The following is a 26,549-nucleotide window of genomic DNA, read 5'->3' as shown; positions in this document are numbered from 1 at the left end:
CTCGGCACCGGCGTCCAGGCCTGCGCGTACCAGGCGGCGGCGGATCCCGATCACGATTTCCACGACCGCCGGCGAGGTCGCGTTCGGTGAGGTGACGGGACGTCGGGAATGCGGCTGAAACGCGCTCTCACCCTCGAGCCGATATCGTGCCACCAGTTTGGACACCCAACTCTGCGATACCCCGTAACGACGGGCGGCCTCCGACTGCGAAATACCGGACAGAACGGCACTAATCACGAGACGCTGCTTGGTCATGCCCCAGCGTCAATCGCCCAGCTACTCCCACCTCCGCAGACACGGTATTCCAATGACGCGAGACACCCATTCCGATGACCCGAGACACCCATTCCGATGTCCTGAACCAGGACACTACTGGGGGCACTCCGTTCGCCTCACACGACCTCGACTGCGACGCCCAGCCGCGCGGAGGTTCCCAGCGCACATGGCCGTCGCAGACGTTCATCAGTGCCTCGCGCTCGAACAGGCCGCGGGACAAGGCACGGAGCGCGGCTGAGGAGTCGGACCGTCTCGCGACCGCCAGGATCCCTCCGCCAGGCGTCGGTGCGCCCGCCTCTATACTCGGGGCGCGCCGTCGGCGAACGGTGCCAGCAGCGCCGCGATCGTGCGATTCGCCGGAACCTCGAGTCCCACGTCTGCCGCCATGTCGACCACGCCGCCGCTCAGCCACGGCAGCTCGAGCCGCCGCCCTTCCACAAGATCGTTGGCCATGGACGCCCGCATGCCTGCTGACAGCGTGTCGATGAACTCCAGGCGCTCCTGAACGAGCTCCGGCCCCAGTCGTACACCACAGGCACGTCCGACGTCGACCACCTCGCGCATGACGTCGGCGAGCAGCGAACGCGTCACCGGATCGGCGCGCAGCGGCCCGATCGGCAGCCGCGTCACCGCGGTGAGCGCAGAGATGCCGACGAGGAACACGTACTTCTCCCACAGCTCCCGCTGGATGTCGCCGCTCACCTCCGCGTCGATCCCCGCGCTCGTGCACCGGCGCACGAAATCCGTCACGCGTGCCGACGCGGTGCCGTCGTACTCGCCGACCACGATGTGCTGCAGATCACCGTGCTGCACGATGACGCCCGGCCCTTCGATGAACGCAGAGAGGTGACAGGCGCCGCCGAAGACGGCCGAGGCCGGCACGTGGCGGCGCAGCACCTCGTCCTTCTGCACGCCGTTCTGGAGCGAGACGACCGACGCGCCCGAGGCGGCGAGGGGCGCGAGACTGCGCGCGACATTCTCGGTGTCCCAGAGCTTGACGGCGATCACCACGAGGTCGGCGTCGCCGATCTGCTCCGGCCGCTCGACGACCGTCACCGGGTCGATGTGCTGCGGATGCCTGTGGCTGCGCACCACGAGCCCGCGTTCCCGCATGGCCGCTCCGTGCGCACCACGGGCGACGAAGACCACGTCCTCGCCGTTCGCGGTCAGCTGTGCTCCGAAGTATCCGCCGACGCCGCCGGCGCCGACGATCGCGATCCGCATGGTGACGCTCCTCAGTCCGATGTGTTCGCGGCTTCGCCGCTCGACAAGCTCAATCGGCGAGGGAATGAAAGCGAGCTTTCATTCCCTCGCCTCAATCGCTTGTGACGAAGTCGATCAGTTCCTCGACCCTTCCGAGGAACGCCGGCTCCAGGTCACGATAGGTCGACACGGTGGAGAGGATGCGCTTCCATGCCCGTGCGATGTCGGCCTGGTCCCGGTGCGGCAGCCCGAGCGCGGCGCAGATGCCCTTCTTCCACTCGATGTTCCGCGGAATCGTCGGCCACTGCTTCAACCCCACCCGCTGAGGCTTCACCGCCTGCCAGACGTCGACATACGGATGCCCCACGATCTTCACGTGAGCACCGTGCGGTCCGCGAGAGACGGCATCCGCGATGCGCGTCTCCTTCGACCCAGGCACGAGGTGGTCGACGAGCACGCCGAGGCGTTTGCGCGGACCCGGATGCTTGTCGCGCAGAATCTGGTCGAGGTCGTCGATGCCGCCGAGGTACTCCACCACCACGCCCTCCACGCGCAGGTCGTCACCCCACACCTTCTCCACGAGCTCGGCGTCGTGCCGGCCTTCCACGAAGATGCGACTCGCGCGGGCGACGCGAGCCGGGGCATCCGCCACGCTGAACGACCCGGATGCTGTACGCGACCGACCCCGCTGCGTCGCCGTGGCCGGTGGCACCAGCACCACGGGCTTGCCGTCGACGAGAAACCCGCCGCCGAGCGGGAACGCCCGCACCTTGCCATGCCGGTCTTCGAGGTGCACGAGCCGGTTCTCGATGCGCACCACGGCGCCGGTGTAGCCGCTGTCGGCGAGCTCGACGACGAGGTCGTTCTCGGCAGGGATGGCCTGCGGCTTCGCCTTGCCGCTCCCGCGCCAGTCGCCGGCCAGCACATCGGATCCGTAGCGGTCGTCGAAACTCACCAGACCACGGTAGCGGCACGGCAGCGTCGGGCTGCGGAATCCCGCGCGCGCTGCCAGGATCGAGTGCATGGCTTCGAAGACGATTCTCTTCATCGGCGGTACCGGCACCATCAGCTCGGCGTGCGTGGCGCGTGCGGTGCAGCGCGGGGCGTGCGTGAGCGTGCTCAACCGCGGTCGGTCACGACGGCCCCTGCCGGCCGGTGTGGAGGAGCTGCAGGCAGACATCCATGACGCCGCCGCGGTGGATGCCGCCCTCGGCTCGCGCGAGTTCGACACCGTCGCCGAGTTCCTCGCCTTCACCCCCGAGCACGTCGCGGCCGACGTGGCACGATTCACCGGCCGCACCGGCCAGTACGTGTTCATCAGCTCGGCGAGCGCCTACCAGACTCCCCCGCAGCATCTGCCCGTCACCGAGTCGACTCCGCTGCGCAACCCGTTCTGGAAGTACTCGCAAGACAAGATCGCGTGCGAGGACCTGCTCGTGCACGAGTATCGCGAGAACGGATTCCCGGCCACCATCGTGCGGCCGTCGCACACCTACGATCAGCAGTCGATCCCGACTCTGGCCGGCTGGACCGACATCGCCCGCCTGCGCGCCGGCAAGCCGGTCATCGTGCACGGAGACGGCACGAGCCTGTGGACGATCACGCACAACACCGACTTCGCGGTGGCGTTCGACGGCCTGCTCGGCAATCCGCTCGCGGTCGGCGACACGTTCCACATCACCGGAGACCACGCCCCGAGTTGGAACCAGATCTACACCTGGCTCGCCGAGGCGGCGGGCGTCGAGCCGGTGCTCGCGCACGTGGCATCCGAGACGATCACACGCATCGCACCCGACCTCGGCCCTGGGCTCCTGGGCGACAAGGCGCATTCGATGGTCTTCGACAACAGCAAGGTCAAGGCCCTCGTGCCCGAGTTCGCCACCACCGTCACGTTCGACGAGGGCGCCCAGCAGATCATCGAGTGGTATGACGCGCACCCGGAGGCACAGCTGTTCGACCCGGATGCCGACGCCGCGTTCGAGCGCATGCTCGCCACGATCCCCTCCGCCTGAGCGGCACGCATTTCACGCCGGGCGTGACGCGGGCCACACCGGCTCCGACGGGAGATGACGCCGGATGTCGCGTGGAACTGCCCCCGGGAATGATCGACCCGCATCTCGAGTTTCCGCAGGCATGACAACGATCGGACTCATCGGAGCAGGCAACATCGGATCGCAGATCGCCCGGCAGGCGGTGCGCCACGGCTACGACGTGGTGGTGAGCAACTCGCGGGGACCGGAGACGCTCGCGGATCTCGTGGCAGAGCTGGGCGATCACGCACGGGCAGCGACCGCCGCCGAGGCGGCCGAGGCGGCAGACATCGTCGTGGTGACGATTCCGTTCCACGCGATCAGCGAGATCCCCGCGGAGCCGCTCGCCGGCAAGCCGGTGATCGACACGAACAACTACTACTGGGAACGGGACGGCCATCGCGCGGAACTCGACGACTTCAGCGAGACGAGCTCCGAGCAGCTGCAGGCCCGGCTGGTGGATTCGCACATCGTGAAGGCGTTCAACCACATCTACGCGTCCGCGATCACCGAAGACGCGCAAGACGCGGGCACATCGGGACGACGCGCGCTCGCGGTCTTCGCGGACGACGAGGCCGCGAAGGGTACCGTCGCAGCGTTCATCGACGCCATCGGCTTCGACACCGTCGATGGGGGCGCACTGAGCGAGAGCTGGCGCATCCAGCGCGACACCCCCGGGTACGGCCCACGGCTGACCGCGCCGGAACTGAGCACCGCACTGGCTGCCGCGGCGGAGTAGGACGTGACGCCCGTGCACGCCCGAGGCGAACACGCTGCCGGTCGTGCACTGTGACGCCGTAGGGTGAAGCCCGTGCCGACCCGATTCTTGATCGTTCCTCAGTGGCAGGGCTCGAGCTCGTCGCGCGCGATGCAGCTCGCCGACGGCGCGGAGGCGATCGCCGACGATCTGCCGGACTCGGCGACCACCAGAGTGGACGTGCCGATGGAGGCCGGTGAATCGCTCGGAACGGGCATTCACCGGCTCTCCTCGGTGATCACGGTGCGCGACAGGGTGCACGCGGCGCTCACGGAACTGTCGGCGACCGGCGACGGCCTCGTCGTCACGATCGGCGGTGACTGCGGTGTCGAGCTCGCCGCCGTGCAGCACGCACTCGCCGCGCACGAAGGGCGCTCGGTCGCCGTCGTGTGGCTGGATGCCCACGCCGACCTGAACACGCCCGCCACCTCCCCGACGGGCGCGTTCCACGGCATGGTCGCACGGGCACTGCTGGGCGACGCCCCGGATCCGCTGAGGGGCCCGGATCCGCTGAGGGGCCCAGATCCGTCGAGAAGCCCGGATCCGTTGAGAAACCCCGAACCGCCGAGCACCGGCGCCGCCCCCTTGGCCCCGGAACGACTCGTGCTGGCGGGAACGCGGGAACTCGACGACGGCGAGGCTGCGTTCATCGACGAGACGGGCATCCGCGTCGTCACGGTCGACCAACTGCGCTCCCCCGACGCCCTGCTCGCCGCTGTCGAGCAGACCGGAGCGAACGCCGTGTACGTGCACGTCGACCTCGATGTGCTCGATCCCGGAGCCATCGCCGGGGTGCAGTTCCCCGAACCGTTCGGCCTCGCGCCCGAAGAGTTGATCGCCGCGATCGCCGCGCTGCGAGCGCGGTTCGAACTCGCCGGCGCCGGGATCACCGAGTTCGCGCCACGTAGCCCTGACGCGGCGGTCGACGACCTGGCCGTCATCCTGCGCGTGCTCGGCGCGCTGACCCGCCCCGCGCCGCAGACCTGAAAGAGGACGACCTGGGTAGTCTGCCGAAATGAGCGAGATCGAATACGACGTCATCGTGCTGGGGGGCGGAGCGATCGGTGAGAACGTCGCCGACCGTGCCGTGCAGGGCGGGATGCGCACCGTCATCGTGGAATCGGAACTCGTCGGCGGCGAGTGCTCGTACTGGGCGTGCATGCCGTCGAAGGCGCTGCTGCGCAGCGGAGCGCTCGTGCGAGCCGCGCGCGACGTGGACGGCGCCAAGCAGGCGGTGACCGGCGAGCTCGACGTGACCGCCGTGCTGCGCCGTCGCGACACGGTGACCAGCCACTGGAAGGACGACGGTCAGGTCGAGTGGTTGAACGGCGCGAACATCGACCTGGTACGCGGTCACGCGCGCATCGTGGGACCGAAACGGGTGGAGGTGACCGCCTCCGACGGCATCGTGACGACGATCACGGCGAAGCATGCGGTGGCGGTCTGCACCGGATCCGCGGCCGCGCTGCCCGACATCCCGGGGCTCAGGGAGGCCGAGCCGTGGACCAGCCGTGACGCGACGAGCGCGAAGGAGCCGCCAGCATCCCTCGCCGTGATCGGCGGCGGCGTCGTGGCGGCGGAGATGGCGACGGCGTACGCGGGCTTCGGCACGCGAGTCACGGTGATCGCGCGCAGCGGCTTGCTCGGACGCAACGAGCCGTTCGCCGGGGAGCTCGTGCAGGCGGCGCTCGAGGAGCTGGGGGCTGACGTGCGCACCGGAGTCTCGCCGACGAGCGTGTTCCGCGACCCGGACGACGGCGTGGTGCGCATCGAACTGGACGACGGCGCCGTGGTCGTCGCGCATCAGGTTCTCGTGGCGACCGGACGCGTGCCGCGCACCGGCGACGTCGGACTCGACAGCATCGGCCTCACTCCGGGCGACTGGCTGCACGTGGACGACTCGATGCGCGTGCTCTACGACGACGGCTCCGTCTTCGGCGTCGGCGCACCCGAGGCGGGCGCGCCGGTCACGGGTGAGGATGCCTGGCTCTACGCGGTCGGCGACGTCACCCATCGCGCGCTCCTGACCCACCAGGGCAAGTACGACGCCCGCATCGCCGGCGACGCCATCGCGGCTCGCGCGAAGGGACGCACGCTGCAGCTGACGCCGTGGTCGACCTATGCGGCGACCGCCGATCACGCTGCGGTGCCCCAGGTGACGTTCACCGACCCGGAGGTGGCATCCGTGGGTCTGAGCGCTGCGCAGGCGCAGAAGGCGAGCATCCGCACCCGGGTCGTCGACTACGACCTGGCATCGGTAGCCGGGGCCACGATCGCCAGCGACAGATACGTCGGCCGCGCACGCATGGTCGTGGACGAGGACCGCAAGGTGCTCGTGGGCGCGACGTTCGTCGGTCAGGAAGTGGGCGAGCTGCTGCACTCCGCGACGATCGCGATCGTCGGCGAGGTGACCATCGACCGGCTCTGGCACGCCGTGCCGTCGTACCCGACACTGAGCGAGGTGTGGCTGCGGCTGCTCGAGGAGTACGGGCGGCCGACCGAGTGAGCGCGTCGCCGTCCGTGACGCGCTCGCTGTTCGACGCCGTGCGTCAGATCGCGGGCACGGCCGGAGGGCTTCGCGTTCCCCTCGCCGAGGTGCGCCGCGCCGCGGCCGGGCTCTCCCGTGTGCCCCGCCTGCTCCTGTTCGACTCGGTGCTCTCCCGCCTCGGCTACCGCTACGCGACAGCGGTGGGCTTCGTGTGGGGCTTCGTCTTCAGTGTCGGCCGCATCGAGCGCCGCGATGGCTTATGGATCTTTCGCGGGATGCCCCGCCGCACGTTCGGCCGCGGCGGTGCGTGCGTTGGCGGTTGCTATCTCACCGATCGCAACCTGAGCGATGATGTGCTCGAGCACGAGGCCGTGCACCGCCGGCAGTGGCAGCGTTACGGCATGCTGTTTCCCGTGCTGTACCTCGCGGCGGGACGCGATCCGCTGCGCAATCGGTTCGAGATCGAGGCGGGCCTCGAGAAGGGCGGATACCTGTGAGCACGTCTGCGCGCACGATCGTCATCACCGGGGCGAGCTCGGGAATCGGCGAGGTCGCCGCCGAATCGCTGGCCGCCCAGGGCGAACGCGTCGCCGTCGTGGGCCGCAACCCGGAGCGCACGCGCGCGGTCGCCGAGCGCGTCGGCGGGAAGGCCTTCGTCGCCGACTTCGAGCGACTCGACGACGTGCGGCGAGTCGCCGGCGAGCTGCTCGATCGGCTCGACCGCATCGACGTACTCTGCAACAACGCGGGCGGTCTGTATCACGCGCATGAACTCACTGTCGACGGGCACGAGCGCACGATCCAGACGAACCACCTCGCACCGTTCCTGCTCACGCACCTTCTGCGCGACCGGCTGGTGGACACCGCGAAGCTGGGCGGAGCATCCGCTCCCCGCATCATCGGAACGGCGAGCATGGCGAACCTGTTCGGCGCGCTGCGGCTTGACGACCTCGACTGGCAAGCGCGGCGATGGCGCGGCGGTTGGCAGGCGTACGGCACGTCGAAGATCGCCGCGATTCTGTTCGCCGCAGAGCTCGCCGAGCGGCTGACGGGCACCGGCGTGAGCGCGTACTCGTTCCATCCGGGCACGATCGTCACCCGCTTCGGTGCGGAGTCGTCGCTGATCAGGTTCGGCCAGGCGGTGACCGGTGGGCACTATGGGCGCACGGCCGCGGACGGCGCCGGGCCTCTGATCGCTCTCGCGAGCGAAGCGGTCGTTCCCGCTGCGTCGGGCACGTACTTCGACCGCTACCGGCCGTACGGAAGGACCAATCGACGAGCCCGCGATCCGCAGCTCGGGCGCGACCTCTGGGACATGAGTGCGCTGCTGGTCGGCGTGAGCGCATAGCCCAGCGCCACAGCTCGGCGAGATGGACTCGGTCCGGTTCGGCCCGGCTCAGCCCAGGTCAACTCAGCCCAGGTCAAAGGGGATCTTGCCTCCGGCCACGACGATCTCGTGCTGCTCGGGCATTCCCGCGAGCAGCGGAATGGCCGCCCGCACATACTCCTGCATGCGCGGATCGGCCATCGCGCGTTCGTGCGCCGCGCGATCGGTCCAGACATCCTGCACCCAGACGACGTCGTCCTCGTTCGTGTCGTGACTGACGAGGGACATCAGGCACGCTTCCTGATCGTCGAAGGCCGCGCCCGACGTCAGCAGGATCTGTGTCACCTCGTCGCGCTTGCCCGGTTGCGTCGTCAGCTTGTTGATCAGCAGATAGGTCATGGCTTTCCGCGCCGCGGATCGCAGGGACGGCCGGCTCGGCAGGCGGCGGCTGCGGCGGGCCTGCCTTCACGGTAACGCGCGGGCGACGCCCGATCCAGGGCGGCGCCGATCCAGGTCGGACGCGCACTGGCATCCTTCACCGTGCATCAGTGGGGCGACCTCGAGGCTGGCCTTCGCGAGCTGCGCCGTGTCACGTGCGGACCCGTCGTGATCCTCACCTGCGACCCGGCGGCGCTGGACCGCTTCTGGCTCGCCGAATACGCGCCCGAGGTCATCGCGACCGAGGCGTCGCGCTATCCCGCGCCGGAGCGCATCGCCGGCTCACTCGGCGGCGAGGTGACGGCCACGCCCGTGCCGATCCCGCTCGACTGCACGGACGGCTTCGGCGAGGCGTACTACGGCCGGCCGGAGGCTCTTCTCGACCCCGGTGCACGACTCGCGAACTCGGCCTGGAGCTTCGTCGGCGAGGCGGTCGAAGAACGCTTCGTCGCACACCTGAGCCGCGACCTCGAATCCGGGACGTGGGATGCACGCCACGGCGACCTGCGCCGGTCGCCGTTCTTCGACGGGTCGCTTCGGCTCGTCGTCGGGCGCTGAGCGCGAGTAGCGTCGTGCCCATGTCTTCTTCCGCCCACGTCGTTCTTCGGCCTCGCACCGAAGCCGATGATGACATGCTGTTCGCGCTCGTGTCGGACCTCGACACGTGGGAGGAGCGCGGCCCGGAAACGCCGGCGCCGCTGTCGCGAGGTGCGTTCGATGCTCGCCGCGCGCGGTCGGACGCGGAGCCCGCCGGAACGGCGGTGCGCTTCGTGATCGAGGCGGACGGCGAGGCCGTCGGGAGCATCTCGCTCTTCGACTTCGACGTGCTCGCCCGCCATGCCGAGGTCGGCATCGCCTTGCTGCCAGAGGCCCGCGGACGCGGGATCGGGACGGAAGCGATCGCGCAGATCGTCGAGTTCGCGTTCGTGCGGTGCAACCTGCACCGCGTCCACCTTCAGGCGATCGAGTCGAACGTCGGAGCCGTGCGGGCGTACGAGAAGGCCGGCTTCATCGTCGAGGGACGCCAGCGACAGCACGCGTGGGTCCGCGGGCGCTACGAGGACATCGTCGTGATGGGTCTGCTGCGCAGCGACTGGGCGCAGGGCCGGTGACATCGGCTGAGATCCCTCTCACCGGCGGCAACGCCTCATCCTTCGTCGTGCGCGTCGGAGAGACCGTGCGCAAGCCGTGGACGCCACCCAGTGGAAGCGTTCAACGCCTTCTGACACACCTGCGCGCTGCCGTCGGAGACCTTGTTCCCGAGCCGCGTGGTCGAGACGACGGAGGGCGTCAGATTCTCGAGTTCGTCCCCGGCGCCGAAGCGATGATGCAACTGCCGATGACCGGGTCGGACGTGGAGCGGGTCGGTGCGAGCATCCGGGAGCTTCACGAGGCGTCCGCGTCGTTCGTGCGCAGCGACGCCGATGTCTGGGAGACCGCGATGCGCCGCCCCGGTGACGAGATCATCGGACACAACGACCTCGCCCCGTGGAACCTGATCCGCGGCGGCGGACGTTGGGCGTTCATCGACTGGGACGGCGCCGGACCGACGACGAGGATCGCCGACCTCGCGTACGCGGCGCGTGCTTTCGCGCAGCTTGATCACGAGCACGAGCTGGACGGTTCGATCCTGCTTCTCCGAGCCGTCCTCCGCGGATACGGCGCAGAGCCTGAGGAGCGCGCCCGTGTCGTGCCCGCCATGGTCGAGCGGACGGAGGCCATGCGGGACCTGCTCACCGAGAGCCGTACGAGCGGCGCCGAACCGTGGGCGAGCATGGCAGCGGACGGGCACGGCGGCTATTGGTCGAACGCGGCGGCACACGTTCGCCGACATCGCGAGACGATTGCCAGGGCCGTCAGGTGAATGCGGCGACGCAAAGACCACACCGTTGACTTGCGTTTCGCACAGCGAGACGACCGGAGAGCCTACGACCGGTGCAGCCGGAACTGTTCGGGTGCGCTGACCTGCGCGTCGGGCATGCCCGCGCCGATCGTCAGCAACTCGAAGACCTCGCTGACGCCGCGGAAATCACCGGTGAGGATCGCCTTCGTGTCGCCGGCTCCGTCGCACAGCATCTCGGCGCTCCAGGCGCGCACGGCGCGACGCAACGCCTGACCGGGAGCGCATCGCTCGCCGGTGCCCGGACGACCACCGCGCACCGAGCGCGGCAACCACGTGACGGTCATGCGCATCGGTACCTGCAGCTCGAAGACATCCTTCGGTTCCGGAACCTCGACGAAGACGCGGCCCGTGGCACACAGCGGCAGCAGCGCCAGCTCGCTCTGCAGTTCTGCCAGCGACGTCTCGTCGCCGGTCACGAGGAACTGCACGCGGTCGCCGTGGTGAGCGGTCTTGCCGGTGTGGGCAGCATGGTCGGGTCGGTACATCGTGTCTTCAGTATAAGGCGAGCCTTACCTAAAAGCGCTAACGCCCGAGGATGCCTCCGAGCGCTTCCCCAGGCATCCCCTGCCCTGTGCACAGGCGCTCACGCCGCCGCGGCCGGCGTCACCACGCCGGCGGGCGGCGGTCTTGCCAGCGCAGCCGCCGCTGCAGTTGTGCGCCGAGCGCGAGCAGCGCGGCCTCCCCACCGGGGCGTCCGATGAGCTGCACCCCCATCGGCAGCCCATCGTCACTCACGTGCACCGGCAGCGTGATCGCGGGCAGGCCGCTCACGTTGATCATCGACGTGAACGGCGTGTACTGCACCTGCTGCGCGAAGTTGAGCTCGGCATCCTCGCTGTCGTACCAGCCGATCGGGCGAGGCGTCTGCGCGAGCGCCGGCGTCAGCACCGCGTCGAATGACGACAGCTGTCGGATCAGCGAGCGCTCGAACGCGGTGAGTGCGGCGAGCGCGTCCCCCAGTTCGCGAGCGCCGACGGCGCGGCCCTGCTCGACGAGCCAGCGCGTGAGCGGTTCGACCAGCTCGAGCGCGGGGCCCTCGACCGGGATGCGTGCCGCGCCGGCCTTCCAGATGGTGGTGAAGGCGGGCGCGTACGTCGGGTCGGGTCTCAGCGCCGTCTCCTCGACGCCGTGGCCGAGCGCGGCGAACTCGGCGACAGCGAGGTCGAGCGCGGCGCGGGCTTCCGCCTCGAGCGTGATCTCGTAGTCGAGGTCCCACGCGCTCGTCGTCATGACGCCGAGCTGATACCGTCCCTCACCACGCACCGCGTGTCCGAGGAAGGCGGAGTCGTCCCCGGGTGCACGCACCGCGAACCGGTGGTCGACGCGACCATCTCGGCGCGCGATCATGCCGTCCAGCAGAAGTGCGGCATCCTCAACGGTGCGGGCGATCGGCCCGTCGACCACGAATCCGCCGAGCGACTCGAACCCGGTGCCCGATGGCACACGACCCCGCGAGGGTTTGAGCCCGACGACGCCGCAGGCCGCGGCCGGGATGCGGATGGACCCTCCACCGTCGGATCCCGGCGCGAACGGCAGCATGCCGGAGGCCACGGCCGCCGCCGCTCCCCCGCTCGATCCGCCGGCACCGCGGGAAAGGTCCCACGGGGTGCGCACCGGAGGCGCGACCAGCGTCTCGGTGTACGACGGGAGGCCGAACTCCGGCGCTCCGGTCTTTCCGAGACTGACGGCGCCGGCGGCATCCAGGTCGAGCACGATCTCGTCGGACTCGTCGGGCACGTAGCCGGTGAGCAGCCGCGACCCGAACCCGGCCGGAACGCCGGCTCGGCGCCAGAGGTCCTTGTCACCGAAGGGCAGGCCCCACAGTGTCGCCGAACGGGGAACGGATGCCGCCACCTGCGTCGCTCGCTCGCGTGCGGCCTCCGGAGTCACCGTCACGAAGGCCCCGACCCGGGGGTTCAGTTCCTCGATACGCCCGAGGTAGTGATCCGCGAGCTCGCGCGGCGTCACCTCATTCTTCTGCAGCAGTTCCCACTGGGCGAGCGCGGTCAGCTCATGCAGTTCGGCCATTCCCCGAGCCTAGGGCTCCTGCGCTCTCCCGCAGCCTGCGCTCTCCCGCAGCCTACGCGGGCCTTGACGCAGCCACATCGGTTAGTTACTCTACTAATGAACCAAGGAGGACCGTGATCGACGACGGCAAGCCGATCTTCCAGCAGATCGCGGAGCAGATCGAGAACGACATCATCAGCGGCGCCCTCGCGGAAGAGAGCCAGGTGCCGTCGACGAACGAGTTCGCGAGCTTCCACCGCATCAATCCGGCGACGGCCGGCAAGGGCGTCACGCTGCTGGTCGACGACGGCATCCTCTACAAGAAGCGCGGCATCGGCATGTTCGTCGCCGCCGGAGCGCGGGAGCGCCTGCTGGCCAAGCGCCGCGAGAGCTTCCGCACCGACTACGTGCTTCCGCTCATCACGGAAGCGAAGAAGCTGGGCATCTCTCCCGCCCAGCTCTCCCAACTACTCACCGACGAAGGAGAACCATCATGACCGACACGACCGCCGTGGTCGAGGTCAGCGGCCTCACCAAGCGATTCGGCGACGTGACAGCGCTCGACGACATCGACCTCACCATCCCGCCGGGGGCGATCACCGGCCTCCTCGGTCGCAACGGCGCGGGCAAGACCACGTTCATGCAGACCGTCACCGGCCAGGACTTCGCCACCGCGGGCGAGATCCGGGTGTTCGGCGAGAACCCGGTCGAGAACGCTCACGTGCTCTCGCGCATCTCGTTCATCAAGGAGAGCCAGAAGTACCCCGACGAGTTCAAGCCGAAGCACGTCTTCACCTGCGCACCCTGGTTCTACGAGAACTGGGACGCCGATTTCGCCGCCCGGCTCATCGACGACTTCCAGCTGCCGGTGAACCGCCGCATCAAGAAACTCTCCCGCGGGCAACTCTCCGCGGTGGGCGTCATCGTGGGATTGGCCTCCCGCGCACCGCTCACGTTCTTCGACGAGCCGTATCTCGGGCTGGATGCCGTCGCGCGCCAGATCTTCTACGACCGGCTTCTGGAGGACTACGCCGAGAACCCGCGCACGATCATCCTCTCCACGCACCTGATCGACGAGGTGGCGAACATTCTCGAGCACATCGTCGTCATCGACCGCGGACGCATCCTCATGGATGAGTCCGCCGAGCAAGCCCGCGAATCGGCGACGACCGTCGTCGGCCCGCGCGGTGCCGTCGACGCGTTCGTCGCGAATCGCCGTGTACTGCACCGGGAGGGCGTCGGAGGGCTCGCCTCCGTGACCATCGAGCGTCTGGATGCCGATGAGCGGCAGGATGCCGTCAGAGCGGGCCTCGAGCTCGCTCCCGTCTCCCTGCAGCAGCTCATCGTGCGCAAAACCAACGCCACCGCCGCCGACTACGCCGAACAGGAGGCCTGAACATGACCGCCGTCACTGCCGCCGATTCCCTGACCGACCGCCGGAGCATCCCCGGGACAGGAGCCCGCATCTGGAACGTGGTGCGAGTGCACTACGCGAACCGGTTCACGATGTTCGCTCTGCCCTGGATCATCTTCGGGTTCATCTTCGCGGTGAACCTGGTGATCTGGATCTCGATCTTCGCCTCGACGCACGAACAGCTGACCGGGACGCAATGGTCGGGAGCGACCTTCTATATCTACGTGTACTTCGCGGTCGCCGCCGTGCAGGCCATGAACCTCACATTCCGGTTCGCGCTCGGCCTGTCTGTGACCCGTCGCGACTACTACCTCGGCACCGTTCTGGCGTTCCTCATCCAGGGCGTCATCCTGACCCTGCTGTGCACGATTCTGTCGTACATCGAGGACTGGACGAACGGCTACGGCATGGGCGCCCACATGTTCAGCAACATGTACTTCGGCACGGGTTCGCTCGGTGTGCGACTGTTCTCGTGCTTCGGCGCGTTCCTGTTCTGCTTCGCGCTCGGAGCACTTTCCGGAAGCGTGTTCGTGCGGTGGCGCGCCAACGGGCTCTACGCGCTGGGTGCCATCGTCGCTGTGCTGGCCGTCGCCTTCATCGCGATCACCACGCTGACGGACTCGTGGCCCTCGGTCGGAGCCTGGTTCCTGCAGGTACGTGCGGTCGGCGTCATCGCCTGGTTCCTGATCCCGACCGTCATCGCCGGGGTGGCCGGCTTCTTCGTGCTGCGCAAGGCCGCGGCCCGCGAGTGATCCGGCGGGTCGGCCGGCCGGAGCGCCGCCCGACCTGCCGCGAGCTGGACGAGGCCTGCCCGCATCCGAAGTGGTGGATGCCGGCAGGCCCCGATTCGTACAGCGCCTGTGCGACCGCCCGTTCGGGCTGCCGATGATGGCCGTGAGATCACCGTAGCGCCGGCCACCGGCATCCGATCCGCGTCGGCCGGGAATGATAACGACCCGATAACGCGCTCTTGTGCGACACAGAACGAGGAACCTGGGCGACGGTCGGACTCGGCGGTCGCCGGGTCTCTGGATCAACGGATCAACGGATCACTTCAGGCTCTTCTGCATCAAGATCGTGCCGAGCCACCGGCCGAACTTGAAGCCGACGTGTCCCATGCGGCCGATCTCGGTGAAACCGAAGCGGGTGTGCATGGCGATCGAGGCATCCGCGCCCCGATCGGCGATGACCGCGATCATCTCTTTCAGGCCCGCCTGCTTCGAGGCGTCGAGCAGCGCCCTCATCAGCGCCGTGCCGAGGCCCTTGCCGGTGGATGCCTGCCCCAGGTAGATCGAGTTCTCCACCGTGAACCGGTATGCCTTCTTCTGCTTCCACGGGCTCACCAGCGCGTAGCCGAGGATCTGGCTGCTTGGCGAGGATGCGACCAGAAACGGCATGCCGATCTTGCGCAGGTAGTCGTACTTCGACTTCCACTGCGCCAGCGACATGGTGTCTTCATCGAACGTCACCGTGCTGTTCGTGACGTAGTAGTTGTAGATCTCGCGGATGTGCGGGAGATCGGCAGCGACGGCGTCCCGGATCTCGTACGAGAACGGCGTCTCGGGCGCTTCGGGCTTGCGAAGGTGCCGCGGCAGCACTCGACGCTTCTCGTATTCCTCCTGCAGCATCGCACCAGGCTAACCGCGTCATGTTGCGTGTCTGTTTCGCCGGCGGCGCCTGTCTTCGCCCGTCGGCTGTCTTCGCCGGTGACTGTCTTCGCCGGTGACTGTCTTCGCCGGTGACTGTCTTCGCCGACGGCAGCTGCCGCGAAAACAACAGTTCTCGTCGAAAACAGCAGCTATCGTGCTGTTTTCGGTGCGAGAGCGCGATCTCTGCTGTTTTCGCTGCCGCCGCCGACCGACACGGGCCGGGTGGAGGCAGTGGCCGACACGGGCCGGGTGGAGACAGTGGCCGACACGGGCCGGGTGGAGACAGCGCGCGACAGGGACCGGGTGGAGAGAGCGCGAGACAGGGCGTCAGCTCAGGCGCCAGTCGACCGGCTGAGCGCCCTGCCGCACGAGAAGCTCGTTGGCGCGACTGAACGGTTTGGATCCGAAGAAGCCGCCGTTGGCCGACAGCGGGCTGGGGTGCGGCGAGGTGATCACCGGAGTCGAGCCGAGCAGCGGGCGCAGATTCGCGGCATCCCTCCCCCAGAGAATCGCCACCAGGGGAGCATCACGGGCAACCAGGGCGCGGATCGCGTGCTCGGTCACACGCTCCCAGCCCACGCCGCGATGCGAGGCCGCAGCTCCCGGCCGCACCGTGAGCACCCGATTGAGCAGCATCACCCCGTGCTCGCTCCACGCCGTGAGGTCGCCGTGCGGCGGCGGCTCGATGCCCGTGTCGCTGCGCAGCTCACGGTAGATGTTCTGCAGGCTCCGCGGAATCGGTCGAACGTCGCGCTCCACCGCGAACGACAGGCCGATCGGATGCCCCGGCGTCGGATACGGGTCCTGCCCCACGATCAGCACGCGAACGTCGGCGAGCGGGTACCGGAACGCGCGGAGCACGTTCGCCCCGGCCGGCAGGTACCGCCGCCCCGAGGCGACCTCCTTGCGCAACCAATCCCCCATGGCGGCGATATCCGAGGCGACCGGCTCGAGGGCCGCTGCCCAGCCGGCATCCATCGACCCGTCTTCGGCCAGTTGCGCGAGAGTCTTCGCCACGACTAGCGCATGCTCCGCACGAGAACGCCCCGCTCGTCCTTGGTGACCGCCCACACGCTGCCCGCTCCCGCGGTGCGCAGCGGGCCCGTGCCCACCATGAGCAAGGTCGACTCGTCGAGTGCGATCACCTCGCCGACGGCGCCCGAGTCGACGGCGGCGATCGCGCGGCTCAGGTTCCCCCACTGCACCGCGTGCACGTCGACCGTCACGTCGATGAGCCCCAGGCCCTCCTGGATCGTCAGTTCGTCGAGGTCTTCGCCAGCCTGCTCCTGGCCGATCTCCACGCCGTCGATGCGCCACCCCCCGACGAGCGCGCGATCGGGCGCGATGGCGGCACCCGCCGAAAAGCCGAGGTACGGGATGCCCGACTCGACCGCCGCGCGAAGCTGCGGAGCCAGCGGTGCGAGCGCCGCCAGATACGCGGGGGTCAGGCCTCCCCCGACGAGGATGCCGTGCGCCCCTTCGATCGCGGAGGCCGGAACGCTCTCTCCGTGGTCGACCACGGTCGCCGCGACGTCCACCGGCCGCCCGGCCGCTGCGGCCAGCACCGCGCGGGAGAGCTCCTCTCCGTGGTGCGGATCCGCACCCTCGCACACCGTGAGCACGGCGATCACGGCCGGCTCGTCGCCGGCCTTCGTGATAGCCTCGCCGACGAACGGCCCGTAGACCTCGCGCTCGGTGCCTTCCCGGTGGCCGCCTCCGACCAGATGCACGCTCATCGCTCGCCTTCCTCGTCATGGGGGCCCGTGCTGCGGTGGCGCGCAGCGTCGGAGATGTAGGAGACCACCGTCGCCGTCGTCACACCGACGATGACGATACCGCTCAGCATGAGCAGAACCGCCAGCACCCGCCCCGTCGTCGTCACGGGCACCATGTCGCCGTAACCTACCGTCGAGATCGTCACCGCTGACCAGTACAGCGCGTCGCCCAGGCTCCGAATGGTGGCGCCGTGCGCTCCGCGCTCCGCTGCGACGACGGTGACCGAGATGGTGTAAACCCACAGCACGACGAAAGCGACGGAGTACGAGACGAGACGAGCCCGCACCGCCGCACCAGTGCGCGCGCGAAAGAACTTGACGCGCTGCAGGGCTGTGATCGCTCGGAACGGGCGGAAGACCGGCACCAGCGCGGCCAGCAGATCGGGGATGTTGTGCCTCACGAAACGACGCCGGTCGGTCGAGAGCGCGAGACGGGCGACGTAGTCGACGATGAAGATCACCCAGATCGCCATCAGAACGCCCTTGACCTCGATCGGGTCCCGACGCGCCATCTCGGCGTCGAGGCACCGGATGCTGTAGATCACGATGAACGCCACGGACAGCACCAAGAACGGCCACGTGCTGATCCGCTCCCACTGCGCGACCGCGTGTTCACGAGCGGCAAGACGGTCTGCGGTCGCAGTCGCGGGCACGGTCAGTCCCGCGCGACGCGGAGCTCGCCGTGGTGCATGCGATGCGACGCCGCCTGCGCGACGGGCTTGACCACGACGAGATCCAGATCGATGTGCCGCGGGCGCTCGAGCGCGTCGACGATGGTGTACGCGATGTCGTCGGCGGTCAGCGGCTCCGGTACGTCGGCGTAAACGGCGTCGGCGCGGTCTCGGTCGCCATTGAATCGTGAGAGCGAGAACTCCTGCGTCTGCACCATGCCCGGCGCCACCTCGATGACTCGGATCGGCTCGCCGTTGAGCTCCAGCCGCAAAACCTCCGTGAGCGCGTGCTGGGCGAACTTCGCCGCGTTGTAGCCGGAGCCGCCGACGTACACGGCGTGACCGGCGATCGAGGTGACGTTGAGGATGTCTGCGTGGCCCACGGCATCCGCGTTCTCCCGCAGCAGGGGCAGCAACGCGGCGATCATGCGCTTCGTGCCGAGAACGTTGACCTCGTACATCCAGCGCCAGTCGTCGATCGACGACTTCTCCACCGAGTCGAGGCCGCGAGCGCCGCCCGCATTGTTGACCAGCGCCTGCACACCGCCGGTCGCGGCCAGATGGTCGCGAAGCGCGTCCACCTCGGACTGTTGCGTGATGTCGGCGGCGAAGGCTTCGGCGCCGGTGCGGTCCGCCAGGGCTCGGAGCCGGTCGGCGCGCCTGGCGACGGCGACCACCTCCCAGCCGTGTTCGCGCAACAGCGCCACCGTCGCCTCGCCGATGCCTGTGCTCGCTCCCGTCACCACCGCTCGTTTGGATGCCATGCCCTCCATTCTGCTGGCCGTCGCGTCTTCGCGTCGATAGTTCGCATTCGCGCGCCCGTGCGCGTCGCGTCGTTCTCACCCCGGCCCCGCTTCGTCAAGGAGCGGCGCGCGAAACGCGGGACGCCTACCCTGTATCGGATGACGATCGCCGAACGCATCACGACGACGACGCCCCGTAAGGCCCGGGTCGCCGGATGGGACAACGCCCGCTGGCTGGCCATCACCCTGGTGGTGATCGGCCACGCGATCACGAAGCTGATCGCGGATTCCGACAGCGCGTACACGCTCTACCTCTTCATCTACCTGTTCCACGTGCCCGTGTTCGTCACGGTGGCCGGATATTTCGCGAAGGCGCAGCCTCCCGGGTACCGGGGTCTGAAGCGTCTCTTCACCGACATCGTGTTCCCCTACATCGTGTTCGAAACGGTGTGGAGCCTGATCAACTGGGCGGTGACCGGCAAGCTGAGCCTCGACTACACGACGGCGAGCTGGACGCTCTGGTTCCTGATCGCGCTCGGCATCTGGCGCGCATCGCTGCCCTACCTCGTGATGCTGCGCTACCCGCTCCTCTTCGCGCTGCTCATCTCCGTGGCCGCCGGCTATCTCGACAGCGTCGGCAGCACGCTTGCGCTCTCGCGCACGGCGGGCCTGCTGCCGTTCTTCGTCTTCGGCTGGAAGCTGCGGCACTGGGACTTCACCAAGCGCTGGTTCCGGTTGCGGTCCGCCGTGGTGTGGCGCTGGCGCGCGGGTTCCATTGCGCTGTTCACGCTCGTGCTCGTCGTGCTCGGCGCCGGGATCGGCACCTGGCGCGAGCTGCTGATCCGCCGGTTCCTGCTCTACGACGAGCAGTACGACTCGTTCGGCTACGACCAGTGGTGGGCGGGCGCCGTGCGCCTGGGCATGATCGCGCTCGGCGCGACCCTGACACTCGCGTTCCTCACGCTCGTGCCGCGGCGACGTGTCGTCTTCACGGCATGGGGCGCTGCCACCCTGTACATCTACCTGCTGCACAGTTTCTTCCTCTACCCGTTGCGCGAATCCGGTGTGCTCGCCCACCAGACGTCGCCGTGGGTCCTGGCGGGGGTGATCGTGCTCGCCATCGCGATCTCGGTGTTCCTGTCGCAGCCGTTCATCAAGAAGGCGTTCCACTGGGTCATCGAGCCGGACTATCCGTGGCTGTTCCGCAGACAGGCGCTCAAGGAGGTCCCGCCGGCCACCGTTCCCGACGTGCCCGTACCCGAGGGAACGCTGCTCGTGCCTGCGGAGAGCGCGCCAGCGGGGAGCGGACCGGCGGAAAGCGCGCTATCGGGGAGCGGACCGGCGGAGAGCACGCCAGCGGAGAGCGTGCCAGAGGAGAGCGGGGCGGCTGTGAGCGAGCCACCCATGAGCGAGCCACCGGCGAGGGACGCGAAGGCCGCACCGGGCGGGCCACTCGCCGAGAGCGAGCCTCCCGTGGGCCGCGAGCCGGGGCATCCAGAAAGCGTGAAATGACGGGTTACGTCGTGTTTCGCGGGTTTTGAGCGAACGGATGCCCCCGCCTACCCTGAGTGGACCGCCAGCGCGATGATGCGCCGGCCCTCGAGACATCAGAAGCACAACCGATCGGAGAGACCCATGACCGACTCCGCCCAGTGGCAGTTCGAAACGAAACAGGTGCACGCCGGCGCGGCACCCGACCCGGCGACCAACGCCAGGGCGACGCCGATCTACCAGACCACGTCCTATGTGTTCAACAGCTCCGACCACGCGAAGAACCTGTTCGCCCTGGCCGAGTTCGGCAACATCTACACGCGCATCCAGAACCCGACGCAGGCGGTCGTCGAGGAGCGCGTCGCCGCCCTCGAAGGCGGCACCGGCGCGCTTCTGCTGGCCAGCGGTCAGTCCGCGTCGACACTCGCCGTGCTGAACATCGCGCAGGCCGGCGACCACATCGTCTCGTCGAGCTCGATCTACGGCGGCACGTACAACCTGTTCAAGTACACGCTGCACAAGCTCGGCATCGAGACGACGTTCGTCGAGAACCAGGACGACCCCGACGAGTGGCGTCGCGCCATCCGCCCGAACACGAAGCTGCTCTTCGCCGAGACGGTCGGCAACCCGAAGGTCAACATCCTCGACATCGAGACGATCGCCGGCATCGCGCACGGTGCAAACGTTCCGTTCATCGTCGACAACACGATCGCGACGCCGTACCTGGTGCGCCCCTTCGAGCACGGCGCCGACGTGGTCGTGCACTCCGCGACGAAGTTCCTGGGCGGCCACGGCACCACCATCGGCGGCATCATCGTCGACGGCGGCACCTTCGAGTGGTCGAAGCACGTCGACAAGTTCCCGGGTCTCACCGAGCCTGACGAGTCGTACCACGGCGTCAGCTACACGGCAGCGGTCGGAGACGGCCTCGCGTACATCATCAAGGCGCGCGTGCAGTTGCTGCGCGACCTCGGCGCGGCGATCGCTCCGAACAGCGCATGGCTGCTCATCCAGGGCATCGAGACGCTCTCGCTGCGCGTGGAGCGCCACGTGCAGAACGCGCAGGAGATCGCCGAGTTCCTCGAGAGCCACCCCGACGTCGCCTCGGTGAACTACGCGGGGCTCCCCACCAGCCCGTGGTACGCCGCGGCCAACAAGTACGCGCCGAAAGGTGTCGGAGCGGTGCTGTCGTTCGAGCTGAAGGGCGGCGTGGAGGCCGGTCGCGCTCTCGTCGACAACCTCACGCTGTTCAGCCACCTCGCGAACATCGGCGACGTGCGCTCGCTGGTCATCCATCCGGCGTCGACCACCCACTCGCAGCTCTCCCCCGAGGAGCAGCTCACCGCGGGCGTCACGCCGGGACTCGTGCGCCTCTCGGTCGGCATCGAGAACATCGACGACCTGAAGGCCGACCTGGAGAGCGGACTCGCCGCAGCGCGCGCCGCGCAGTCCGACAGCGTCTCCGTCTGAGCATCGCACGTCACAGGCATCGCACGTCACAGGCGTCGCACGTCACAGGCGTCGCACGTCACAGGCATCGCAGGAAAGGGCCCGGCATCGTCCGGGTCCTTTCTGCTGCCCCCGTACGCCCGGTCGTGTGCCCGCGGCGTCGGCTCCGGAGGGTGAACGCGTAACACGGCGCGGATCACGGTGACGCACCGGGGAGAATTGACCTCACCATGGACTGGCAGACCTCAGAAGACACGGTGCCGTCGAGCTTCATCACCGACGCGCAGGCCCGCTCGCTGCTCGGCAAGCCCCGCGCCACCGGGGCGTGGCGCGACGGCGATCCTGCGGGGCGCCGCGCGTTCGCGCCGATCGGCTCGCTCGCGTTCGAGTGCGGCCGCACGCTGTCGAACGTCGTCATCGCGTACGAGACCTGGGGCGCGCTGAATGCCGACGGCAGCAATGCCGTGCTCGTGCTGCACGCTCTCACCGGTGACAGCCACGCGGTGGGCGAGGCCGAGCCGGGGCATCCGACGTCCGGATGGTGGAACGGCATCATCGGTCCCGGACTCGCGATCGACACGGATCGCTGGTTCGTCGTCGCGCCCAACATGATCGGCGGATGCCAGGGCTCGACCGGTCCCGCCTCTCTCGCTCCCGACGGGTTCGAGTGGGGGCCGCGCTTCCCGTACACCACAGTGCGCGACCAGGTGAATGCGCAGGCGGCGTTCGCCGACGTGCTCGGCATAGACCGCTGGGCCGCCGTGATCGGCGGGTCGATGGGCGGCATGCACGCTCTCGAGTGGGCTGTCGCATACCCGGAACGCGTGGCGCGAGTGGCCGTGATCGCCGCGCCGCCGTTCTCCACCGCCGACCAGGTGGCGCTGAACTCGCTGCAGATCGAAGCGATCCGCACCGATCCGCTGTTCCGCGCCGGCCGCTACTACGATGCCGACGACGGCGACGGACCGCACGCCGGTCTCGCGCTCGCGCGCCGCATGGCGCTGCTGAACTACCGCAGCGCGAACGAACTCAACGAGCGGTTCCAGCGCAGCTGGCAGAGCGGCATCAGCCCGCTCGGGGCCGGCGGCCGGTTCGCCGTGGAGTCGTACCTCGACTTCCACGGGAACAAGTTCACCCGGCGCTTCGACGCGAACAGCTACATCACCGTCGTCAACGCCATGACGTCGCACGACATCGGTCGCGGACGAGGCGGCGTCGACGCCGCCCTCGCCCGGGTGAATGCCACGTCGCTCGTGCTCGGCATCGACAGCGACCGTCTGTACAGCGTCGACGGGCAGCGGATCATCGCGGCGGGCCTGGCCCAGAGCATCCACGGGCCGCACCCGCTCGTCATCCACTCGCCGTTCGGGCACGACGCGTTCCTCATCGAGGACGACCTGATCGGTCCTCCGCTGACTCGCTTGCTCGAGTCCTGAAGGGCCCGACGATGTCCCGACGCCGCCGGTGGCCGGAGGGGCCAGGCGCTCGACACGCCATATTCTGTCTGTAGTGCGCTCGCGACCGAGGGGCCCGAGCGCCGCACAGCCGGAGGATCGATGACGCGTACCGTCGAAGAGCGCGACCGCATGCTCGGTCTGGCTTCCAGCACGGTGGCGGTGCTCGCGGGATGCGCCGCGGCTCTCTGCACGGTACTCCCCGGCACTCTTCCCGATCTCGAGTCGACCCTCGGCACGCTCTCGCTCTGCCTTCTGATCATCGCCGCCGGCGCATACATGCAGCGGCGACCATCGCCGGTGCCGGTCGCGGTCGTGCTGGCGGCGTCGGTCATCGGAGTCGCGGCGGTCGGCCTCAGCGGTACGACGAGCGGATCCGCGCCCACGTCGGTGATCGCCATGTTCGCGGCGGCGTCGGGAAGCACGGCGTTCCTACTCGGCGCGGATCCCCGCCGACGCGTCATCCTCGCCGTCGGTTTCGTCGCCATGCTGGTCGCCTCGCTGCTCGCGGTGCCGTCCACGCACGGAAACGTGGTGACGGTGCTCTTCGTCACGTGCGGCACCTGGGTCTTCTCGACCGGGATCTCGGTCTGGGTCTCGCGGGTCGTTCCGCAGACCATCGAGAGCATCGAGGGCATGAGCGACGCCTACCGCATCGAGCGGCAGGCGAGCGAGCTCGAGGCGCGCCGCAGGCAGAGCGCCCGTCTGCTGCACGACACGGTCCTGGCCACGCTGACTCTGCTCGCCCACTCCGGTCGCGGCGTCGGCGAACAGGCCCTGCGCGCCCAGGCCGCCGACGACGCAGCGCTCCTGCGACAGCTGCGCATGGGCTACACCCCCGACCCCACCTCCTCCGGCGACTACACACTCCGGCAGGTGCAGGAGTCGACGCTGGGCAACACGCTCGAAAGCGTGAAGCAGCGCTTCAAACGCATGGGACTCGACGTCGCCTGGCACGGCACCGGTCACGTGATGCTCCCCGCCGACACCTTGGATGCCTTCCTCCTCGCTCTCGCAGAATGCCTTGAGAACGTGCGCCGTCACTCCGGCGAGTCCCAGGCCCACGTCACCATCACCGACGACGACGTCACGGTGCGGGCCATGGTGACGGACTCCGGCGTGGGGTTCGACATGGGTGCCGTCTCGCCGGGCCGGCTGGGATTCACCGAGTCGATCGTGGCGCGCGTGCGCGACGTGGGCGGCAACGCCCGCCTGTTCAGCGCTCCGGGCTCCGGCACCACCGTCGTCTTGGAGGTGCCGAAGGTATGAGCAGCAGACTGGATGCGCGCGCCTCTCAGGTCTACACGGGAGTGAGCCGCCTGCGCGTGGGGACGATGGTCATCGCAGACGCCCTCGTGGCCGCCTCGATCCTGCGGTTCGCCTACTTCAGCCGCTTCTACCCGCATCTCTGGGCCGGGCTGGCCGCCATCGCCCTTCTCGTGGTGATCGCCGTGCTGATCTGGATCATGCCCGGAGCGCGAGACGTCCCGGTCGAGCAGAGCCGGTTCGTGGCGCTCATGGCCGGCTGCGCGGTCATCACCGCGCTCGATCTGTACGGGGCCTGGTCGCCGGGACCCACCGCGGTGCTGCCGGTCACGTGCATCGGGGTCGGGGGTCTGCTGCTCGCGGCCGTGACCACCAGGCCACCCCGCGACATCCTGCTGGCCACGGGCGTCTTCGCCCTGGTGCTCATCGTCGTGCTGGGCCTGCAGGTGACGAACGTGCCGTCCGTCGCGCCACGACTCGCCTTTCTGTTCCTCGCCTGCACCGCGCCGATCGTCGGCGTGGCGCTCGTGCGCTCGTTCCGCTCGATCGTGCAGTTCCACTCCGAGATCGCGCAGACGCAGAGCACCACCAGCAGCGACTACGCGGTCGGAATGCTCGCCTCGGAAGAGCTCGAACGGCTCGACTTCGCCGCGGAACGCCTGCTCGACGACGTGGCGGCGGGACGCGAACGACTGCCGCTCGATCAGGAGACCGCGGCACGGGCATCCTCTCTCGCGACGCAGTTGAGGTTGCACCTGGTCGAAGACCGCAGGCAGACGTGGCTGCACCACGCCGTGACGGAGTCCGCGGTGCTCGACCCGGTGACGACCATCAACGACCCGGACGGCCTGGCCGCCTCGTTCTCGGCCCGGCAGCGAGACGGCCTCTTCTCCGCGATCTGGCTGCTGGTCGGCAGCGCACCGAAGGCAGCGACCTCGTTGAGCATCAGCCTCACGAGGCAGGCGGATGCCGGCCCTCACGTGCACAGCCTCAAGGTCGTGATCGGCGTCACCGGCGTTCCGCGACGCCAGGTCGATCCCGCGGCATGGCAAGCTATTCGCAGGGTCGGGCCGTACGTCGAGTCCGGACATTCCGCTATGGTGCGGATTGAGGTCGACTGCCTTGTCGACGCAGCGGCGGACCGATGAGTTCGCGCGTGCGACGCGGTCGTGGAGCCTCGAGCGCGGAAGAAGGTAGAGACACGTGAACGAAGAAGCGCAGACGCCCATCAAGGTCGCGATCGTCGACGATCACCGCATGCTGCTCGGCGCGCTCACCGAATGGATCAGGAGCGCGGCCGACGACATCGAGATGGTCGCGGCAGTGGCCACCTGGCCCGAGCTGCTCACGCACGAGGCGTTCCCCGTCGACGTCGTGCTGCTCGACCTCGACCTCAAGGACAACATCCCGATCTCCATCAAGCTGCAGGCGCTCAAGGCGGCCGGCGTTCCCACCATGCTGATGAGCGCGTACTCCGACCCGAACGTGGTGCGGGAGGCGCTCGCGGCCGGCGCGCAGGGGTACATCGTCAAGAGCGAGAACGCCGACATGATCGTCGAGGCGATCCGTGCGGCGGTGCGCGGCGACTCGTTCATCTCCGAGGAGCTGGATGTCGCGCTCAGCCAGAGTTCGACCGGCTCCCCCAAGCTGAGCGCCCAGGAACGCCGTGTGATGGCACTCTACGGCGCCGGCGAGCCCGTGAAGTCCGTGGCGTTCAAGCTCGGCATCTCGGACGAGACCGCCAAGAGCTACCTCAAGCGCATCCGCGAGAAGTACCGCGTGGCCGGCGTGGACGTCGGTACCAAGGTGGCGCTGCGCAAGCGCGCCATTCAAGACGGCATCCTGCTGCAGAACGACTGAGCCGTTCGCGCGAGGGAGGGGTCAGTCCTCCGGCGCCTCGATCGCGGCTTCGAGACGTTCGACCTTGCCGGTGATCTCGCCGGTGTGACCGGGACGGATGTCGGCCTTCAGCACCAGAGAGACCCGTGAGCCGTACTGCCCAACGGCGTCGGTGGCGCGCCTGACGACGTCGAAGACCTCGTCCCACTCGCCCTCAATGGTGGTGAACATGGAATCGGTGCGGTTGGGCAGGCCGGACTCGCGCACGATGCGCACCGCAGCGGCAACGGCGTCGTGCACGGAGTCGCCCTCGCGACCGGCGCCGCTGGGAGCGACGGAGAAAGCGACGAGCATGAGGATTTCCTTTCG

General features: G+C 68.8%; 30 protein-coding genes. 18 read left to right on the top strand and 12 right to left on the bottom strand.

All coding sequences use genetic code 11. From position 1 onward, the window contains the following. The 3 genes from H623_RS21545 to H623_RS0114520 all read right to left on the bottom strand — a co-directional run. Positions 1-255, bottom strand: a 255-nt coding sequence (locus H623_RS21545; protein ID WP_157560848.1) for a helix-turn-helix domain-containing protein, incomplete at its 3' end; no start/stop codon positions are given. A 318-nt stretch (positions 256-573) separates the two neighbouring features. Further along, positions 574-1,500 (bottom strand): ketopantoate reductase family protein, encoded by a 927-nt coding sequence (locus H623_RS0114525; RefSeq protein WP_022901649.1) that lies wholly within the window; start codon positions 1,498-1,500, stop codon positions 574-576. Between the two features lie 91 nt (positions 1,501-1,591). Further along, the gene (locus H623_RS0114520; RefSeq protein WP_033372078.1) at positions 1,592-2,434 is read right to left on the bottom strand and encodes a DUF3097 domain-containing protein; all 843 of its coding nucleotides are present in this window, start codon (positions 2,432-2,434) and stop codon (positions 1,592-1,594) included. A gap of 67 nt (positions 2,435-2,501) precedes the next feature. Here H623_RS0114520 and H623_RS0114515 point away from each other — a divergent pair, with 67 nt between their 5' ends. The 6 genes from H623_RS0114515 to H623_RS0114490 all read left to right on the top strand — a co-directional run bounded on the left by H623_RS0114515 (position 2,502) and on the right by H623_RS0114490 (position 8,102). Further along, complete coding sequence (locus H623_RS0114515) at positions 2,502-3,491, top strand: SDR family oxidoreductase (protein WP_022901647.1); 990 nt, start codon at positions 2,502-2,504, stop codon at positions 3,489-3,491. 121 nt (positions 3,492-3,612) lie between these two features. Beyond that, positions 3,613-4,248 carry an NADPH-dependent F420 reductase gene (locus H623_RS0114510; protein ID WP_022901646.1) on the top strand — a complete coding sequence of 212 codons (636 nt, stop codon included), beginning with the start codon at positions 3,613-3,615 and terminating at the stop codon, positions 4,246-4,248. 72 nt (positions 4,249-4,320) lie between these two features. Next, positions 4,321-5,253, top strand: a complete 933-nt coding sequence (locus H623_RS0114505) for an arginase family protein (RefSeq protein ID WP_026940389.1) — start codon at positions 4,321-4,323, stop codon at positions 5,251-5,253. A gap of 28 nt (positions 5,254-5,281) precedes the next feature. After that, positions 5,282-6,772: a dihydrolipoyl dehydrogenase family protein gene (locus tag H623_RS0114500; protein ID WP_022901644.1), complete on the top strand. Its 1,491-nt coding sequence runs from the start codon at positions 5,282-5,284 to the stop codon at positions 6,770-6,772. 89 nt (positions 6,773-6,861) lie between these two features. Beyond that, positions 6,862-7,251: a hypothetical protein gene (locus tag H623_RS0114495; protein WP_026940388.1), complete on the top strand. Its 390-nt coding sequence runs from the start codon at positions 6,862-6,864 to the stop codon at positions 7,249-7,251. Further along, the gene (locus H623_RS0114490; protein WP_026940387.1) at positions 7,248-8,102 is read left to right on the top strand and encodes an SDR family NAD(P)-dependent oxidoreductase; all 855 of its coding nucleotides are present in this window, start codon (positions 7,248-7,250) and stop codon (positions 8,100-8,102) included. The genes H623_RS0114495 and H623_RS0114490 overlap by 4 nt, the downstream gene beginning before the upstream one ends. 63 nt (positions 8,103-8,165) lie before the next feature. On the opposite strand, the gene H623_RS0114485 is transcribed toward H623_RS0114490, so the two are convergent. After that, positions 8,166-8,480, bottom strand: a complete 315-nt coding sequence (locus H623_RS0114485; protein WP_022901642.1) for a putative quinol monooxygenase — start codon at positions 8,478-8,480, stop codon at positions 8,166-8,168. A gap of 141 nt (positions 8,481-8,621) precedes the next feature. Between H623_RS0114485 and H623_RS20230 the strand changes: the two genes are divergently transcribed. From H623_RS20230 to H623_RS0114470, 3 genes are read left to right on the top strand one after another with little or no spacing between them, the layout of a single operon-like run. Further along, the gene (locus H623_RS20230) at positions 8,622-9,077 is read left to right on the top strand and encodes a hypothetical protein (protein ID WP_022901641.1); all 456 of its coding nucleotides are present in this window, start codon (positions 8,622-8,624) and stop codon (positions 9,075-9,077) included. 20 nt (positions 9,078-9,097) lie between these two features. Then, positions 9,098-9,631 carry a GNAT family N-acetyltransferase gene (locus H623_RS20225; protein WP_084486054.1) on the top strand — a complete coding sequence of 178 codons (534 nt, stop codon included), beginning with the start codon at positions 9,098-9,100 and terminating at the stop codon, positions 9,629-9,631. Continuing rightward, positions 9,628-10,383, top strand: coding sequence for a phosphotransferase (locus H623_RS0114470; protein WP_026940386.1), 756 nt, complete (start codon positions 9,628-9,630; stop codon positions 10,381-10,383). The genes H623_RS20225 and H623_RS0114470 overlap by 4 nt, the downstream gene beginning before the upstream one ends. A 62-nt stretch (positions 10,384-10,445) precedes the next feature. Here the strand turns inward: H623_RS0114470 and H623_RS0114465 are convergent, their stop codons facing one another. After that, the gene (locus H623_RS0114465) at positions 10,446-10,907 is read right to left on the bottom strand and encodes an SIP domain-containing protein (RefSeq protein WP_022901640.1); all 462 of its coding nucleotides are present in this window, start codon (positions 10,905-10,907) and stop codon (positions 10,446-10,448) included. Between the two features lie 118 nt (positions 10,908-11,025). Next, positions 11,026-12,450: an amidase gene (locus tag H623_RS0114460; RefSeq protein WP_022901639.1), complete on the bottom strand. Its 1,425-nt coding sequence runs from the start codon at positions 12,448-12,450 to the stop codon at positions 11,026-11,028. Positions 12,451-12,563: 113 nt separating this feature from the next. Here H623_RS0114460 and H623_RS0114455 point away from each other — a divergent pair, with 113 nt between their 5' ends. Genes H623_RS0114455 through H623_RS0114445 form a run of 3 tightly spaced genes read left to right on the top strand, consistent with a single transcriptional unit; the run spans position 12,564 to position 14,595 of the window. Beyond that, positions 12,564-12,926: a GntR family transcriptional regulator gene (locus H623_RS0114455; RefSeq protein WP_022901638.1), complete on the top strand. Its 363-nt coding sequence runs from the start codon at positions 12,564-12,566 to the stop codon at positions 12,924-12,926. After that, positions 12,923-13,825: an ABC transporter ATP-binding protein gene (locus H623_RS0114450; RefSeq protein ID WP_022901637.1), complete on the top strand. Its 903-nt coding sequence runs from the start codon at positions 12,923-12,925 to the stop codon at positions 13,823-13,825. Before H623_RS0114455 ends, H623_RS0114450 begins: the two co-directional genes overlap by 4 nt. 2 nt (positions 13,826-13,827) lie before the next feature. Continuing rightward, a complete protein-coding gene (locus tag H623_RS0114445; protein ID WP_022901636.1) occupies positions 13,828-14,595 on the top strand; it encodes a hypothetical protein in 768 nt (255 codons plus the stop codon). A 297-nt stretch (positions 14,596-14,892) separates the two neighbouring features. On the opposite strand, the gene H623_RS0114440 is transcribed toward H623_RS0114445, so the two are convergent. The 5 genes from H623_RS0114440 to H623_RS0114415 all read right to left on the bottom strand — a co-directional run bounded on the left by H623_RS0114440 (position 14,893) and on the right by H623_RS0114415 (position 18,702). After that, complete coding sequence (locus H623_RS0114440; RefSeq protein WP_022901635.1) at positions 14,893-15,471, bottom strand: GNAT family N-acetyltransferase; 579 nt, start codon at positions 15,469-15,471, stop codon at positions 14,893-14,895. 348 nt (positions 15,472-15,819) lie between these two features. Beyond that, positions 15,820-16,509, bottom strand: coding sequence for a uracil-DNA glycosylase (locus H623_RS0114430; RefSeq protein WP_022901634.1), 690 nt, complete (start codon positions 16,507-16,509; stop codon positions 15,820-15,822). Positions 16,510-16,511: 2 nt separating this feature from the next. Then, complete coding sequence (locus tag H623_RS0114425) at positions 16,512-17,228, bottom strand: Type 1 glutamine amidotransferase-like domain-containing protein (RefSeq protein WP_022901633.1); 717 nt, start codon at positions 17,226-17,228, stop codon at positions 16,512-16,514. Further along, positions 17,225-17,920 (bottom strand): potassium channel family protein, encoded by a 696-nt coding sequence (locus H623_RS20220; RefSeq protein WP_022901632.1) that lies wholly within the window; start codon positions 17,918-17,920, stop codon positions 17,225-17,227. The genes H623_RS0114425 and H623_RS20220 overlap by 4 nt, the downstream gene beginning before the upstream one ends. Before the next feature lie 2 nt (positions 17,921-17,922). Further along, positions 17,923-18,702: an SDR family oxidoreductase gene (locus H623_RS0114415; RefSeq protein WP_022901631.1), complete on the bottom strand. Its 780-nt coding sequence runs from the start codon at positions 18,700-18,702 to the stop codon at positions 17,923-17,925. Positions 18,703-18,840: 138 nt separating this feature from the next. Here H623_RS0114415 and H623_RS20215 point away from each other — a divergent pair, with 138 nt between their 5' ends. The 6 genes from H623_RS20215 (at position 18,841) to H623_RS0114385 (ending at position 26,201) form a co-directional block, all read left to right on the top strand. Next, positions 18,841-20,193 (top strand): acyltransferase family protein, encoded by a 1,353-nt coding sequence (locus tag H623_RS20215; RefSeq protein WP_022901630.1) that lies wholly within the window; start codon positions 18,841-18,843, stop codon positions 20,191-20,193. A gap of 123 nt (positions 20,194-20,316) precedes the next feature. Beyond that, positions 20,317-21,642, top strand: a complete 1,326-nt coding sequence (locus tag H623_RS0114405; RefSeq protein WP_022901629.1) for a bifunctional o-acetylhomoserine/o-acetylserine sulfhydrylase — start codon at positions 20,317-20,319, stop codon at positions 21,640-21,642. 209 nt (positions 21,643-21,851) lie between these two features. Beyond that, a complete protein-coding gene (metX, locus tag H623_RS0114400) occupies positions 21,852-23,057 on the top strand; it encodes a homoserine O-acetyltransferase MetX (RefSeq protein ID WP_026940385.1) in 1,206 nt (401 codons plus the stop codon). Between the two features lie 120 nt (positions 23,058-23,177). Then, a complete protein-coding gene (locus H623_RS0114395) occupies positions 23,178-24,344 on the top strand; it encodes a sensor histidine kinase (protein WP_026940384.1) in 1,167 nt (388 codons plus the stop codon). Beyond that, on the top strand, positions 24,341-25,489 hold the full coding sequence (locus tag H623_RS20210; protein WP_022901628.1) for a hypothetical protein: 1,149 nt from the start codon (positions 24,341-24,343) through the stop codon (positions 25,487-25,489). Before H623_RS0114395 ends, H623_RS20210 begins: the two co-directional genes overlap by 4 nt. Before the next feature lie 55 nt (positions 25,490-25,544). Then, the gene (locus H623_RS0114385) at positions 25,545-26,201 is read left to right on the top strand and encodes a response regulator (RefSeq protein ID WP_022901627.1); all 657 of its coding nucleotides are present in this window, start codon (positions 25,545-25,547) and stop codon (positions 26,199-26,201) included. Between the two features lie 21 nt (positions 26,202-26,222). Here the strand turns inward: H623_RS0114385 and H623_RS0114380 are convergent, their stop codons facing one another. Then, the gene (locus H623_RS0114380; protein WP_022901626.1) at positions 26,223-26,534 is read right to left on the bottom strand and encodes a thiamine-binding protein; all 312 of its coding nucleotides are present in this window, start codon (positions 26,532-26,534) and stop codon (positions 26,223-26,225) included. Positions 26,535-26,549 lie beyond the last annotated feature (15 nt).

It is taken from the genome of Humibacter albus DSM 18994 (assembly GCF_000421825.1).
GTDB lineage: Bacteria > Actinomycetota > Actinomycetes > Actinomycetales > Microbacteriaceae > Humibacter > Humibacter albus.
This window is presented reverse-complemented; position numbering and strand designations above follow the sequence as displayed.